This is a genomic window from Megalodesulfovibrio paquesii (assembly GCF_054653055.1).
Genome location: NZ_BAAIGQ010000005.1, coordinates 1,335,982 through 1,350,119 on the forward strand (window position 1 = coordinate 1,335,982; position 14,138 = coordinate 1,350,119).

At 62.0% G+C, this 14,138-nt stretch carries 13 protein-coding genes and 1 tRNA gene; 7 read left to right on the forward strand and 7 right to left on the reverse strand.

Annotated features, from left to right (window positions below):
- Positions 1-50: 50 nt before the first annotated feature.
- From ACYQ00_RS12650 to ACYQ00_RS12660, 3 genes are read right to left on the reverse strand one after another with little or no spacing between them, the layout of a single operon-like run.
- Positions 51-3,203 (reverse strand): efflux RND transporter permease subunit, encoded by a 3,153-nt coding sequence (locus ACYQ00_RS12650; protein ID WP_460032460.1) that lies wholly within the window; start codon positions 3,201-3,203, stop codon positions 51-53.
- Positions 3,200-4,369 (reverse strand): efflux RND transporter periplasmic adaptor subunit, encoded by a 1,170-nt coding sequence (locus tag ACYQ00_RS12655; RefSeq protein ID WP_460032461.1) that lies wholly within the window; start codon positions 4,367-4,369, stop codon positions 3,200-3,202. The genes ACYQ00_RS12650 and ACYQ00_RS12655 overlap by 4 nt, the downstream gene beginning before the upstream one ends.
- Before the next feature lie 18 nt (positions 4,370-4,387).
- Entirely contained in the window at positions 4,388-5,098 is a 711-nt protein-coding gene (locus ACYQ00_RS12660; protein WP_460032462.1) for a TetR/AcrR family transcriptional regulator, read from the reverse strand.
- Positions 5,099-5,386: 288 nt separating this feature from the next.
- Between ACYQ00_RS12660 and ACYQ00_RS12665 the strand changes: the two genes are divergently transcribed.
- The 7 genes from ACYQ00_RS12665 (at position 5,387) to ACYQ00_RS12695 (ending at position 11,279) form a co-directional block, all read left to right on the forward strand.
- Entirely contained in the window at positions 5,387-6,127 is a 741-nt protein-coding gene (locus ACYQ00_RS12665) for a PEP-CTERM sorting domain-containing protein (RefSeq protein ID WP_460032463.1), read from the forward strand.
- A gap of 374 nt (positions 6,128-6,501) precedes the next feature.
- On the forward strand, positions 6,502-7,257 hold the full coding sequence (locus tag ACYQ00_RS12670; protein ID WP_460032464.1) for an SDR family NAD(P)-dependent oxidoreductase: 756 nt from the start codon (positions 6,502-6,504) through the stop codon (positions 7,255-7,257).
- Positions 7,258-7,386: 129 nt separating this feature from the next.
- Complete coding sequence (locus tag ACYQ00_RS12675; RefSeq protein ID WP_460032465.1) at positions 7,387-8,238, forward strand: hypothetical protein; 852 nt, start codon at positions 7,387-7,389, stop codon at positions 8,236-8,238.
- A gap of 68 nt (positions 8,239-8,306) precedes the next feature.
- The gene (locus tag ACYQ00_RS12680) at positions 8,307-9,101 is read left to right on the forward strand and encodes a hypothetical protein (protein ID WP_460032466.1); all 795 of its coding nucleotides are present in this window, start codon (positions 8,307-8,309) and stop codon (positions 9,099-9,101) included.
- 51 nt (positions 9,102-9,152) lie between these two features.
- Positions 9,153-10,367 carry a transporter substrate-binding domain-containing protein gene (locus tag ACYQ00_RS12685; protein ID WP_460032467.1) on the forward strand — a complete coding sequence of 405 codons (1,215 nt, stop codon included), beginning with the start codon at positions 9,153-9,155 and terminating at the stop codon, positions 10,365-10,367.
- Entirely contained in the window at positions 10,364-10,756 is a 393-nt protein-coding gene (locus ACYQ00_RS12690) for a PilZ domain-containing protein (RefSeq protein ID WP_460032468.1), read from the forward strand. The genes ACYQ00_RS12685 and ACYQ00_RS12690 overlap by 4 nt, the downstream gene beginning before the upstream one ends.
- Before the next feature lie 447 nt (positions 10,757-11,203).
- Positions 11,204-11,279, forward strand: a tRNA-Ala gene (locus ACYQ00_RS12695).
- A 169-nt stretch (positions 11,280-11,448) separates the two neighbouring features.
- Here ACYQ00_RS12695 and ACYQ00_RS12700 read toward each other — a convergent pair.
- The 4 genes from ACYQ00_RS12700 to ACYQ00_RS12715 form a co-directional block, all read right to left on the reverse strand.
- On the reverse strand, positions 11,449-12,180 hold the full coding sequence (locus ACYQ00_RS12700) for a DNA-methyltransferase (RefSeq protein ID WP_460032469.1): 732 nt from the start codon (positions 12,178-12,180) through the stop codon (positions 11,449-11,451).
- Positions 12,177-12,413, reverse strand: coding sequence for a Com family DNA-binding transcriptional regulator (locus tag ACYQ00_RS12705; RefSeq protein WP_460032470.1), 237 nt, complete (start codon positions 12,411-12,413; stop codon positions 12,177-12,179). Before ACYQ00_RS12705 ends, ACYQ00_RS12700 begins: the two co-directional genes overlap by 4 nt.
- 125 nt (positions 12,414-12,538) lie before the next feature.
- A complete protein-coding gene (locus ACYQ00_RS12710) occupies positions 12,539-13,018 on the reverse strand; it encodes a hypothetical protein (RefSeq protein ID WP_460032471.1) in 480 nt (159 codons plus the stop codon).
- Between the two features lie 158 nt (positions 13,019-13,176).
- On the reverse strand, positions 13,177-14,136 hold the full coding sequence (locus tag ACYQ00_RS12715) for a tail fiber protein (RefSeq protein WP_460032472.1): 960 nt from the start codon (positions 14,134-14,136) through the stop codon (positions 13,177-13,179).
- Positions 14,137-14,138: the final 2 nt, after the last annotated feature.

Genomic DNA, 14,138 nt, shown 5'->3' on the forward strand with positions numbered 1-14,138 from the left:
TCTTGTATCAGGGGAACAACACCATTGACGGCCTGGAGATTACCCTCTGATTATGGCGAGGGCACGGCCTTTTCTTGTCGATCGCGTGTTCGTCCGGCCGCTTTTTCGCGGCGGCGGGTTCTCCATGTTCCTACGCTTTCTCCTATGGAAAGCAACACCGGGACAAGCACCAGGGTCAGGAAGGTGGCCACCAGCAGCCCGAAGAGCACCGCCACGGCCATGGGCCCCCACCACTGGGCAGATTCCCCGCCAATATCCCACTGCAGATTCAAGAAATCATAGCTCACGCCCGCGGCCATGGGCAGCAGTCCGAGCATGGTGGTCACGGCCGTGAGCAGCACCGGCCGGAAACGGGTCATCCCCGTACGGATCAGGGCTTCGTGCACTTCCAGGCCCTGCTCGCGCAGGACGTTGAAATAATCGATAAGCACGATGGCGTTGTTCACCACCACCCCGGCCAGACTGACCACCCCTACCCCGGTCATGATCACCCCGAAGGCCGTGTTAGTCACCAGCAGGCCCAGAAACACCCCGATCAGGGACAGGGCCACCGAAGTGAGAATGATGAAGGGCACACCCAGGGAATTGAACTGAGCCAGCAACACCAGCAGAATAAGCAGCACCGCCGCACCAAAGGCCTTGGTCAGGAAGGCCTGGGCCTTTTGCTGCTCCTCCTGCTCGCCGGCAAACCGCCAGGTCATGCCACGCGGCCAGCTCATGGTGTTCAACCTGGCTGTGAGTTCGGCAATGGCATCGTTGGCCAGGCGCCCGCTGACGTCGGCTTCCAGGGTGGCCACGCGTTTCTGGTCCTTGCGATGCACGCCGCCCAGGCCGCTGGAAAGCTCCACGCTGGCCACGGAGGTAAGGGGAATGGGTTCGCCATTGGGGCCAGCCACGGTGAGGCGGCGCACAGCCTCCACACTGCTGCGATCCTTTTTGGGCAGCTTGGCGACGATGTCGTACTCCTCATCCTCTTCGCGGTACACGCCAACCTTGGCGCCGTTGAAGGCCGTCTTGACTGTGTAGGCAATGGTGTAGGCGTCCAGCCCCAGCAGGGCGGCCTTTTCCTTGTCCACATGCACGGCCAGCTCCGGCTTGCCGCGCAGGACGTTGTCCTTGACGTTCACCAGCCCCGGCGTGGCCTCCAGAAGCTTGTGCAGGGTCTGGGCCATGGCGTCCAGGTCCTGCAGGTTGTCACTGAGCAGTTCCAGGGTCACGGGTGAGCCGGTGGGCGGGCCCTCCTCCTGCTTTTCCACGCGCACTTCCGCGCCCTTGATCTTCTCTTTCAAAATCTCCCGCAGCTCGGACACAATGGCCGAGGAAGGGCGCGACCGTTCCTTCATCTCCTTGAATTCAAGAGTGATCTGGGAAAGATGCTCCCCCGTGCCCCCGGAACTGAACGGGTCGCCGCCTTCCATGCCGGCCTGGGAGATGACAAAGAGAATATCCGGATACGTCAGAGCCACCTGCTCGGCAATGCGCACAAGCCTGTCCGAAGTGGCAAGGTTCGTGCCCACGGGCGCTTTGATTTCGATGATCGCCCGATTGGGCTCGATGTCCGGAAAAAACTCCACCCCGCGACCGAACGCACCAAAGGCAACGATGGAACCAAAGAGCGAGGCAATGCAGAGCACAACCACCAGCCCGCGGTGCCGCAGGCTCCACTCCAGCAGTCCACGATAACGCCGCTGTATCCAGCCGGGCGGAATCTCGCCATCCGCCGCCACACCCCTGGGCACGGTCTGGAACTTGGCCGAGAGCACCGGGTTCACCACCAGGGCCACAAAAAGCGAGGCCGAAAGGGCAATGATGCAGGTCAGGGGCAGGTAGGACATGAATTCGCCCATGATGCCCGGCCAGTAGAGCATGGGGAAGAACGCAGCCACGGTGGTGAGCGTGGAGGTGATGACCGGCCAGGCCACCTCGCCAGCCCCCAGCCGGGCCGCCTCAAAGCGCGAATGCCCCAGCTGCATGTAGCGATAAATGTTCTCCACCATGACGATGCCATTATCCACCAGCATGCCCAGGGCGAGAATCAGGGAAAAGAGCACCACCATGTTCAGGGTAATGCCCATCATGTCCAGCACAATAAAGGACACCAGCATGGACAGGGGGATGGCAATGGAGACAAAGACCGCGCTGCGCCCGCCAATCCCCACCAGCACCACCCCCAGCACCAGAATGAGGCCGGTGATGATGTTGTTTTCCAGATCAGACACCATCCGCCGGATATCTTTGGACTGATCGGCCATGAGGTCGATGCGCAGGCTTGGCGGCAGCTGCGGGCGCATCTCCTCCACCACGCGTTTGACTTCATCAGTGATGAAGATGATGTTCTCGCCGGCCCGTTTCTTCACCTGCACCGTCACACTGGGTTGCCCCTGAATGCGGCTGACGGTGGCGGGGTCTTTGTTGGAGTCCTTTATTTCAGCCACATCGCGCACGTAGATGGGCTTGCCATCGCGCACGTAGGCCACCAGCGAGTTTATTTCTGCAGGGTTGCTGAACTCCTCCGGCACGCGCACCTGATACTTGCCTTCGCCAATATCCAGGGAACCGCCGGGCATGTTCACATTGCTCTGGGAGACGGAGTTCAGGATGCTGGAGACAGGCAGATGGTAAAAGCCCACGCGGTCCAGATCCAGCTCCACGTGAATCTCGCGCGTCAGCCCGCCGATGATGGGTGCTTCCAGCACGCCGGGGATGGATTCGATGCGGTCCTGCAGATCCTCGGCCATGCGCTTGAGGCGCTTGGCCGAAAACTCACCGGACAGGGCAATCTGCAGAATGGGCTGGTCCGAAAAATTGGCCTCCTCCACCTCCGGATCGTCTTCCAGGTCCGTGGGCAGATCCGGCTTGGCCTGATCCACCTTGTCGCGCACCTTTTGCAAGGCGTCGTCAATATTCTCCGAGGGCAGGAACTTGATGGAGATAAAGGAAAGCCCTTCCTCGGAGGTGGATTTCATCTCCTCCACGCCCTTCAGGGCCTTGAGCTTGCGCTCCAGGGGCATGGTGATCAGGGTTTCCATGTCCTCCGGGGCCACGCCTTCGTACCGCGTGGTGATGAACACATACGGGATGGTGATGTCCGGCGAGCTTTCCCGCGGCAGGGAGACGTAACTCGCCGCCCCGAACAGGATGATGCCCACCACCGAGACCACCACGGCCCAGGGCCGCGACAAGGCGAGATTGGGAATGATCACTGGACGCGTACCCCGGCGTTGGCCCCTGTGGCGGCGTGGCCTTCATGTGCGGCGGCAACGGGAGCGGCGGGCGGATTCAGCACGGCCAAGCTCATGCCATCCTCCACATCCTTCTGCCCGGAGATGATGAGCCAGTCCCCCGGGGTGAGGCCCTCGAGAATCTGCACGCGGTCCCTGGCAATATGGCCGATGGCCACGGTTCTGGCCTTGGCCACGCCGTGCTCCGCCACATACACCAGCCGTTCGCCACCGCGATCCACCACGGCAAAGAGGGGCGCGGTGATGGCATCGGGGATGTCACGCCGCACGAAGGTGACCCGGGAGGCCATGCCGGGCCGGATGCGACCGTCTTTATTGTCCACCACCACACGTACCTCAAAGGTTTTGGTGGCGCTGTCGGCCTTGTAGGCCACAAAGTCCACCACGCCAGGCCATTGCTCGGTGCCGTGGGCGTCGATGGTGACCACCACAGGCTGCCCCACGGCCAGATGCCGCACGTCCATTTCCGGCACAGACACCGTCACCCGGATGGTGGTGACATTGACGAGATCCACCACCGGTGACCCCTTGGTGACATATTCTCCGGGATCCACCGTGACATCATTGACCCGGCCGGCAAAAGGCGCGCGGATGACCGTGCGGGAGAGCGCGGTTTCCACCTCGTCCACGGAGGCCTGGGCCACGGCCATTTCGGTCAGGGCCTGATCCTGTTCTTCCTTGGAAAGCACGGCTTGCGCAAACAGCGCCTTGCGTCGGGAGGCCAGATCCTGCTTCAGGGCCAGATCAGCCTTGGCCTTGTCCAGCTGCGCGCGAACCAGGGCGGCGTCCAGCCGGAGGAGCTCCTGCCCTTTCTGGACGAGGTCGCCCTTTTCCACACCCACCCAATCCACGCGGCCTTCGGCGTCCATGGCCAGCTGCACGTCCTGCAGGGCCTCAGTCTGGCCCGGCAGGACCAGCAAGTCCTTGAACGGCCGGGGGGTCACCTGTTCCACCTGCACTTCCACAGTACGCACGGGGGATGCAGGCACCAGCGCGCTGCCAGAGGCGTTTTCTGTTGCATTGGAGGTCGTGTTGGCCCCCTGCGCATGCAACGGGCTCTCACTACACCCCGAAAGCAACGCAGCCACCACAAGACACCAGGCGGCGATGATGAACAGCCGTTCCACAATACACTCCTTGGCTGCCTAGGCAGCCTGCCTCGTTCCCACGGCACAGACCCCGGCCTGGGAAAAAGCGGTGATATGATCCGCCAGCGTTCCGAGATCCTGCAAGTCCCGGCACCGGCCATCGTCCAGACGGGATTCGAAATTGCGGGCATACACGTAATACACCACCTGGGCGAACAGACTCATGGCGCAGCGGGAAAGCACTCGTTCCTCGGCCGCAAGCTGATGCTCTTCAAGAATGCCCTCAATGATGTTTCGCAAATACTGCTGCGAAGGCCTGACAAACGTGTCCATGAGCACGGCGATGTGCGGAGAATCGCCAAACAAGGCCTCCAGCACAAAGCGGCCATGCTCTTCGGTGTAGTCCCCCTGATCATTGCAGAAGAGGCGGCAGAGGATATTGTAGACCATGGTCCGCAGCCGATCCGAGGCTGAGGGATTCTCGGGGAGGCCACTGTCCAGAGGATAGCGGCGGGCGCCGCGGTCCAGCAGGTTGGCCACCACGGCAATATACAGCCCGTCCTTGTCCTGAAAATGATAATTCACCGCCGCCACATTGGCTTTGGCCACCCCGCAGATATCGCGGATGGTGGCTTTCTGAAAGCCCTTTTCCAGAAAAATGGCCTCAGCGGCCTTGAGGATGCGGTCGCGGGTGGAATCCTGCACCTCGCGCCGGGGCTGCTGAAATTGCTGAAGGCTTCTGGCGTGCATGTTGGCATAGGGTGGCATGGGGCGCTCCAAATATGGCTTGAAACAACGTTCTCTTTAAACAATGGCTCAATCGTTGTTTGAAGGAATTATCAAACACCGTTGGAATCTGTCAACGTATCAAACGCTGTTTTTTTCATAATTCCAGGAAAAAATGGCGTGGAATGTCGAAAAACTTAACACTTGTTAGCCAAACCGACAGCGTTCGCTGCTTCTGATTGCGTAACACACTCAAAATACACATAAAATATCTGGATCGTTTTTTGCTCTATTTCACTAAAAAAACATATAGTTACCAGGAGCTCCCCTATGAATCCCCGCCGGCTTGCATTCCTGCTCTGCGCTGTCCTGGCATTGTGTCCCACCTTGGCACAGGCTGCCGTATTAACCTTCGACTCAAGCGCCGACCTCGTTGGCTGGTACCGGGATCGCTATGAGCCTGCCGTCTTTGAAATCGCGTCCTTCGACGGCGACTCTCGCCTGCACATTGGAATTGATGGCAGCGATCAGCAATCCAGCTCCTTTTACAATTATCAAGGGATGAAACTCGACTTCGGGGTATCGGTCTCCGAAATCATTACTGCCGATTTGTACATCGATTCCAGCTGGAACAGCGCCAATGTCGGCATCTGGGGTACGCTCAAAACCCTCGACGGCCTCGTCAGCGGGTACCCCATCATTTCCTGGCGCGAAGGTGCCGGCATCATCTCCGGCTTCTACAGCTTTGACTATTTTCTTGGCGGATGGAATCTGCTCGGCTCGGGCTATGCCGAAGATGCCTGGCATACCTTGGAAATGCGCTACACCGGCTCCACCATGGACTATTATATTGATGGCGTATTTGCTTACGCCTTCGACGACATCTGGCAGGACGGTGTCATTGCCAACATCATCCTGAATTCGTACAATTTTGGTGAATCTTTCGATGTGTACTGGGATAATGTCGGCACCCGCCAGACGCCCGAACCCTCCACGCTGGTGCTGGCCGGTCTTGGGCTAGCTGGATTGATCCGCATGCGCCGCCGCAACCGGGCCCGCGCAACCACCTAGTGTGATGTCCACGAAATAAGGTGATAAGAATGTCAGCAGATTTCGTGGAAGATCGTCAGCCGAAATGCGGGGATTTCGGCTGAATCACGGAGCATGCTGCTCCGGGGCCGCTGTGCCAGCGGCCCAGTGTTGCGTCTATTCTGTATGGAGCATGTTAGAGGACGCAACACTAGAAACGCCTCCTCGATTCGCCACTGCATGCCGGCCGCCGTGAGTCCACCTCACGGCGGCCGTGCGCGTTCCGGCTCCTGCTTCCGGGAAATATTTCGTGTAACGATGCAAGCTTGCCTGACTTGTGCTCCGCGGTCAGGCTGATGTATGCTCCGGCTTCCTCCCTGCATGGAGCGCCGCCTCCGCAACCCAAGGAGCATGGTTTGAAGACCGTCTTTATCACCGGGGCCACTGCTGGCTTTGGCGCGGCCTGTGTCCGTCTGTTCGCAAAAAACAACTGGAATGTGGTGGCCTCCGGCCGCAATGAAGCACTTTTGAAAGGGCTGGTCGAAGAGCTCGCGCCTGCACCGGTGCATCCCCTGGTGCTGGACGTGCGGGACAAGGACGCCGTGTTCAACGCTGTGGCCGATCTGCCCAAGGCGTTTGCCGCAGTGGACGTGCTGGTGAACAACGCCGGCCTGGCCCTGGGGCTTGAGCCTGCCTTCGGCACCTCTCTGGATGACTGGGAAGTGATGGTGGATACCAACATCAAAGGCCTGCTCTACTGCACCCGCGCCATCCTGCCCGGCATGGTGGAACGCGGCACGGGGCATGTGGTGAACCTTGGCTCCATCGCCGGCAGCCATGCTTACAGGGGCGCCAATGTGTACGGTGCCAGCAAGGCCTTTGTGCAGCAGTTCAGCGCCAATCTGCGGTCCGATCTGCTTGGAACAAACGTCCGCGTGACCAACATCGAACCCGGCATGGCCGAAACAAACTTCTCCAAAACCCGCTTCCATGGTGATGAAACCCGCGCCGCCACCGTCTACAAAGGCGTGACACCTCTGTACGCCGAAGACATTGCCGAGGCCATCTTCTGGGCCGCAACCCGACCGGCCCATGTGAATATTGCCCGTGTGGAAATATGGCCCACCAATCAGGCCGACGGCGGCCCCACGGTCCATCGCAGCCAGGACTAACCCTCCTGCGCCACCAGCGCATGAAGCCCGCAATCCCTGCCCATGGCGTTTTGCAACCCGGTTTGTGAAATGCCATGGGCCGCCGGCCAGGCCACACGTGAGGAACGTGCCTTTTACTGCAAGGACAGCATGAACACTCCCCGACCCGCCAGGGCATCCATCAGCTGCACCAGAGCGCACACTGGTCCTGCAAGCCGGGCAAGCCGGGCCGGCCAAGGAGATCTGGTTGTGCGGGCCTCCTTCGAGAACGGTCTGACCCTGCACTGCGCCGTGCAGCCCCCGGAAGGACCAGTCACCCTGGTCGAGCTCCTTCCGGAGGTCTTCACTCTGGGCAATGCCATTCTGGAGCAGGCTGAATCCGCCACCTCCGCCTCGGGCCTGACCATCACCTGTGCCAAAGGCTGCGCCATGTGTTGCCGGCAGCTGGTTGCCGTTTCCCTGCACGAGGCAGCGCTGTTGGGGCATCTTGTCTGTCAGCTTCAACCCGATGAACAGGCGCGGATCCGGGACGCCAGCGCCGCCATTTGCTCCCGTCTGGAGCAGGAAGGGTTGCTGGCTGCACTTATCCACAGTCATACGGCAGAGTTCACCAATGCCTCCCGCCTGCAGGAACTCCAGCGCCGCTACTGGGCACTGCAGCTCCCCTGCCCCTTTCTGCTGGATGAGGCCTGCAGCATTTATCCCTTGCGCCCGTTGCTGTGCCGGGAATTTCTCATGACCTCGCCTCCGGCATTCTGTGCCGAACACGTTCAGGCCGCAGCCAGCATTCGGCGGGTCCACCTGCCCATGAGCCTGTCTTCCGCAGTGGCGTCCTTTGACGGCTTGCACGCCACTCCCACCCGCGCCGTGCCGTTGCCCCTGGCGCTGACCCTGCAGGGGTTGCTGGAAGCCAGAAACCTGCCGCAGGCGCCGGCCAAGGTCATGCTCCGGGCGCTGCTGGAGCATGCAGCCGAACATTTTGCATATCCGGCACAGCCTTGATCTGATTCACCCCGGGACTTGAAGTGATCAGTCTTGCCATGCGGGCCAGGCATGGCTAGGGTGAATGCATGCCGCCGCGTTCCTCCTCCTCCTTTGAAGAGTTTGCCAACTCCCTGGCCTCGGAAGCGCTTTCCGAAGCGGCGGAGAATTTTTTTGGCCGCCGTGTGGAGCTGGAACGCCAGGAGGAGCTGCTCAGGCGCAAGGCCGAAGAGCTGCAACGCCTGGCCGAGCAGGCCCTGGATGCCGCCGCGCTGCTCGGTGCGCTGCTCCTGGATGAGCAGGAGGCGGTGGCGTTTTTCCGCCTTGTGGGTCTGGAACTGGACGAAGCCGCCTTGTCCGAACTGTTCTGCACCCTGCGCGGGCGGCCCCTGCGGCTCAGAAGTGCCTTCCCCCGAGCACTGACCAAAGCCAGCCGCTATGCAAAACTCCTGGAAGCCGCCTACACGCAGGCCCGCCAGGCCTTTGAAGAATACCGCCATGGCCGTGTCACCCAGGACACTGCCCGCGGCCCCAAACGCATGACCCTGCATTACAAACAGCTGGAAGACTGGTGCGACGAACACAACTGCCGGGTTCGCGATGCGAATGCATCTCAGGCGCCCTCTTGTGTTATCGGCTTTTGCAAACAGCTGGTGGGCGATGGGGAACGCGAACGCATCCTGGGCGGCGGAGCCCATGGTGGCTGCAGCATTGATGATTCCATGGCCATAAAACCAATCGATTTCGCCTCATTACAGCTTCCAGCCTTGCCTTCCCTGCCGGATACCCCGGGCCTTTCCGCCAAAATTCGCGACTTCGGGCAAGCGCTCCACTCCCGGCGTGGAGAGGAACTTGCCGCGGTTTTGCCCAGAATTCGCCATTGATGCCCCACTCATCGTATTGTCACGCGCCGCGCAACCGGCTATAGTGATTGCATGATCGTACATACTGTGTTGCTCACTCTCGTCGCGTGGTGCCTGCTGCTGCAACCTGCCTTCGCCCAGGGCAATCTCGGTAGCGCTGCCACGCTGCCGCCTTTGCCCAGCGAAGTGATTTTCGGGTTCGACCGAGAATTCCCGCCCTTCGCCTATGAGCGTGACGGCCAGCCAGCCGGTTTCGATATCGACCTCTTCAACGCCTGTCTGGAAGGCCGGAATATCAAGGTCGTGTACAAGGCCATGAGCTGGGAACAGATCCAGCTGGCCCTGTCTTCCGGAGCCATTCACGTCACTTCCGGCATGGCCCGTACCCCCAAGCGCGAGCTGCTCTACGACTTTGCCGATCAGCCCACCGCCCGGCTGGAAGTCCGCCTCTTTACCAGAAACGATCATCGCGTGGCCGCCCTGAGCCAGCTGCGCGGCAAGTCTGTCAGCGCAGAACGCGGCACCCTGTACCTGCGCCTGCTGGAGGACCACGGCGGCCTTAACGTCCGCAGCTTCCCCTCCCAGCGCGAGGCACTGCAGGCCCTGGCCAATGGAGAGGTGGATGCCTTCGGTGGCGCAGACAAGACGGCTACCTACCTCATGCGCCGCCTGCCCATTCCAGGCATCTCCCCCGTGGGCGAACCCATTGCCGTCATGCCCATCCACTTCGCCGTGAGCAAGGAAACCCGCGCCCTTACTGCCATGCTCAACCAGGGCTTCCGCCGGACGCTTGAAAACGGCAAGTACGCGGAACTGTATCGTAAATGGTTCATCCCTGACCTGCCGGCCCAGGACGTGGCCCGCATGCTTGAGGCCGCGAAGGCGGCTCTGGTGTACGCTTACACGCCGTATTCCAAGGCCCCGCGGGGAGCCGCCGCGCTGGGAGTTTCCGGCACCTTGTATGTGGCCGGCAATGTGGAACATGCGCAGCCTTCCATGGGCGCCAGCGCCACCCGCGTGGCCTTGCTCAAAGCCATCTCCAATGGAGAAAAGGACATCCGGGCCGTGGTGGAAGTGGATGAGACCGGCCGGGTGGTCACTCCAGCCGGCGAGGTGGTGGATATGCTGCTGGAGTTCGGCGTGGAGGCGTTGGCCGTCACCGAACCGGAAAAAGGCCGTTACGTGCTGCGGGCGTTGATGGAACTGATGCCATACACACGGCCGCGCACACCTGGTCGCGAAATGCCCGACATCCCGTGGCTTGAACGTGGAGACGCGCAACAATGACAGACTCCCTGCGCCGCCGGTCCCGAATCCAGACCGGGCATACAGGCTCGCTCTGCACGCAGGCCATGTGCGTTCCGGTCCTCATGCACAACCTGAGTCTCAAAGGACTGTTGTGCGAAGTCGATGAAGTCGCAGCACCGGATGCCCCCGTCCCCGCCCCGGGAATGACCTGCATCGTCAAACTTCCGCTTGCCACTGGTGTCACCATCACCCTGGAAGGCGAAGTGGTCCGAGTTGAGCTCGATGGTTCCGCACCCGCCCGGGTGGCGGTGGACTTTACCGGCATGGACCCGGACAGTTACGCCCACTTGCGAAATCTGGTCCGCTTCAGTGCCCCAGATGCCGACGCCATTGACGAAGAGGAACTCAAGCAACCATTTTCCGAATAACTTCCTTCTTTTTCTGCCTCTCCCCCTCAACTCTCCGCGTACCCCGCCGATAGGCCATGCACTGCTCACTGCCAAGACAAGGAGCGTGCCATGGGCATTCCCGGCGACCACCCCCGCCACCCCTCTCGCACCGCAGCTGCACGCGATTTTGCCGCTGTGCTCGCTTCGGCCATTCGTCACGAATCAGCCTCCTCGCCCAGCGCCGTGGAATCAGTCGCCTCGCACCAGCCCGCCAGCATACCCACAAGCGCCTTGCTGCAATGGACTTGCGCAACCGACCACATCCCAACAAGGGCGCTCCCCCCGCGCGTGACACCGCCACAGTACCACCCCAGCCCCAACCTGCCCATCCCCTGGTTTCCGGACATGACCACCCAAAAAATTGCCTGAATTGTCACTCTTTGCTTGACCCGACCCGTCACTTCAGCTACACCTCTCTTTCTGCACGGGGCTGTAGCTCAGTTGGGAGAGCGCTTGAATGGCATTCAAGAGGTCGTGGGTTCGATTCCCTCCAGCTCCACCAAGCAAAATCAAGGGGTTGCGATGTTATCGCAACCCCTTTCTCATTGCTCACACTACACTTCACACTACATAAGACCTCTGCTGTACGCCAGCGATTGCTTTTATCACAACCTGCACGTGCTTTTATCACCTCCTGTTGCGGGATGGATTATGCACGGCATGGTGTTTGCTCAGTTTCCCATCCCCTCTTCCGCCTGTCTGATCCGGTCTGCCGCCAGGGCTGCGTACTCTGGTGACAGCTCCACGCCCACGAACTGCCTGCCGGTCTCGATGCAGGCCAGGGCCGTGGTGCCGCCGCCCAGGAACGGGTCCAGGACGGTGCCGCCCTCGGGCGTTACAGCTAGCAGATCCTTGATGAGCGGGATGGGTTTGCTGGTCAGGTGCACCTTGGCGGCGGTGTTGACCGCGTGGCGGAAGATGCCGGGCAGGCAGCGATCGTGCACCCGCTGAAACGGCGGCTTGACCGCATACACCACATATTCGGCGTCCCGTCTGAACTCCCCGAGCATGGGGCGGGCGCTGGGTTTGTGCCAGATAACCAGGCCGCGCCATTCCCAACCCGCGGCCTGGACCACGTCCGAGGCCAGGGGCAGTTGCCGCCAGTCCGTGAACATAAGCAAGGGTGCGCCAGGCCGGGCGATGCGCCAGCACTCTGCCAGCCAGAGCGTGGCCCACAGGGCGTAACTGCGCTGGTCTTTGCTGTCGCCCAGCATGGCTGGGTAGCTCTTGGCAGTCCCGGTGTTTTGATATTTCGTCGCCGGATCACGCCGCCGGGCGCTCGCATGGGTGCCGCCGCTGGAATACGGCGGGTCTGTCACCACGGCATCCACCGAGGCCGCCGGCAGGTCCCGCAACACCGTGACCGCCTCTCCTTGAAACACTTTGCCATTGTCAAAGATCATCCGCACTTGCCTGCTCCCGTTGGAGCCTCTCGGGCCTCTTGCCTGGGGCTCGCGGCCCGCACGTGATTCATGGCCCCGCAGCGGGGGCATTTGATGGCGAGGTTCAGGGCTTCGCCTTTGGCCAAGAGTTTATTGCACTGTCCGCATCGGATTTGGTCCATATCCCTGCTTGATTGTTGGGCCTTGGGCCTGCTACCCATGCGGCGTCCGGGGGTACGCTCTGGACTCCGCATGGCGCAGCGGCCTCGGCCGTGGTCCGGTGTTGTCGCACCGGGCCGGTGGGGTGTGTCACCACCCCGCCTGCGCCTCCGTTTTGGCGGGCGTTAACGCGCTGTTAACGCCCGCAACTCATCTCACCTCATGCCAGCACCTGTGCGGCCCGCTCGCTGGTCAGCACCCCGGCCTGTACGGCCACAGCCAGGCCGGCCTGGGTTTGGGCGTCGTCCAGGTCGATTTCCGCGGCCGCTAGAACCAGGTCCGTGAAGTACATCACTTCCGGGAGGCTGCTGGTTTTGGCCGTGGCCCATTCCTGGGGCGACAGGCGGCGGATGAATTCGACCCGCGTCAGGATGCGCGAGCGGTCCATGGGTTCGGGCTCGGTCGTGTCGGGCTCTGGCTCCGGCTCTGGAATGGCCTCCAGGATCCAGGCCCCGCCGGCCTCCCCATTCTCCCCGGCTTCCCCGGCCTCCCAGCGCGCCCGCTGGCCCTCAGGGATGGCCGGCGGGGGTGTTTCCACACAGCCGGCCGGGATGAGCCATACGCCAGGCTCCAGGGGCGATTCGTCGGCCACCGCCTCGCCGAGGTAGTAGCCGGCGGCGTCTAATTGGTACACGATCACAAGAGGCTCCTTTTTAAGAGTTTCTTGGGGAAACTGAGTTTCCCCAAACCCCTTCCAACTATGGGTTCACGCACAACACTTGCCTTTCCTTCCCCCCCTATCCGGGGGGTTCGGGGGGACGGTGTTCCCCCGAGAGCCGTTTCTTTTGTGCCGTTTCCTCAGTATTTCACGCAGTACAGCAGCGCGATGTTGCGGGGCCTGGCCTCGGACGCGCCGTTGGCCGCAATGGAGATGCCGGTGACGCTGAATTCGCTGACACTGTTGACGCCGAACAAATAGTTGCCGACGCTGGTCATCACCTGGTTGGCGGGGGTGCTGCCGGGGTTGTAGCCGCTGTAGTTGGTGGTGTGCCGGTGTGATGGATCATTCACTCCATGGGAGTGCGAGAGGTTGGCCGAGGCCTGGGCGCTGCCCAGCGTGCGCCCGGCGTCGGCCCCGCGCCCGTCATCCCAGCCGCGCACGAACTCGCCGCGCAGGTCCGGCAGATTGAAGGTGGTGGAGCCGTCGCCCGCGCCGAATACCGTGCCGATGGCCGCGAACAGGGCGGCATAGGTGGTGCGGCTGATGGCCGCGCCGTTGCATTTGAGCCAGCCCGCCGGCGCGGCGGCCATGGCGAAGGCCAGCACCGCGCCGGCGGGCAGGATGGCGGCCAGTGCCGTGGCGGCGGCTTCGGCAGTGGCCACGGCGACGGCCACGTCCTGCCGGGCCTGGTCCACGCAGGCGGCCACATCGGCCTGGGCCTGGGCAATGGCCGCGGCCAGGTCCGCCGTCAGCTGGGCCTGGGCGGCGTCCACCTCGGCCAGCTTGGCGTCCACGGCCGCGCCCCAGGCGGCCAGGGAATCGGTCACGGTGCCGTTCCAGGCCTCCAGGTTGGCGTTGCCCACCTCGATGAGGGCGTCCAGGTCCGCGGCCAGATCGTCCACCAGGGGGATGACGGCGGAGTTGATGCGTTCCAGGCCGGCGTTTTGCAGCTCGGCCACGGCGGCCTCCCAGTCCACCTTGAGCTGCTCCAGCTCATGGAGCCGGCGGACCAGGCTGTAAAAGCGCCGGTTCAGTTCCTCGGCACTGAGGGGCGTCTTGCCGTCGATGAAGACGAATTTTTCCAGGTCCAGCGTCATTG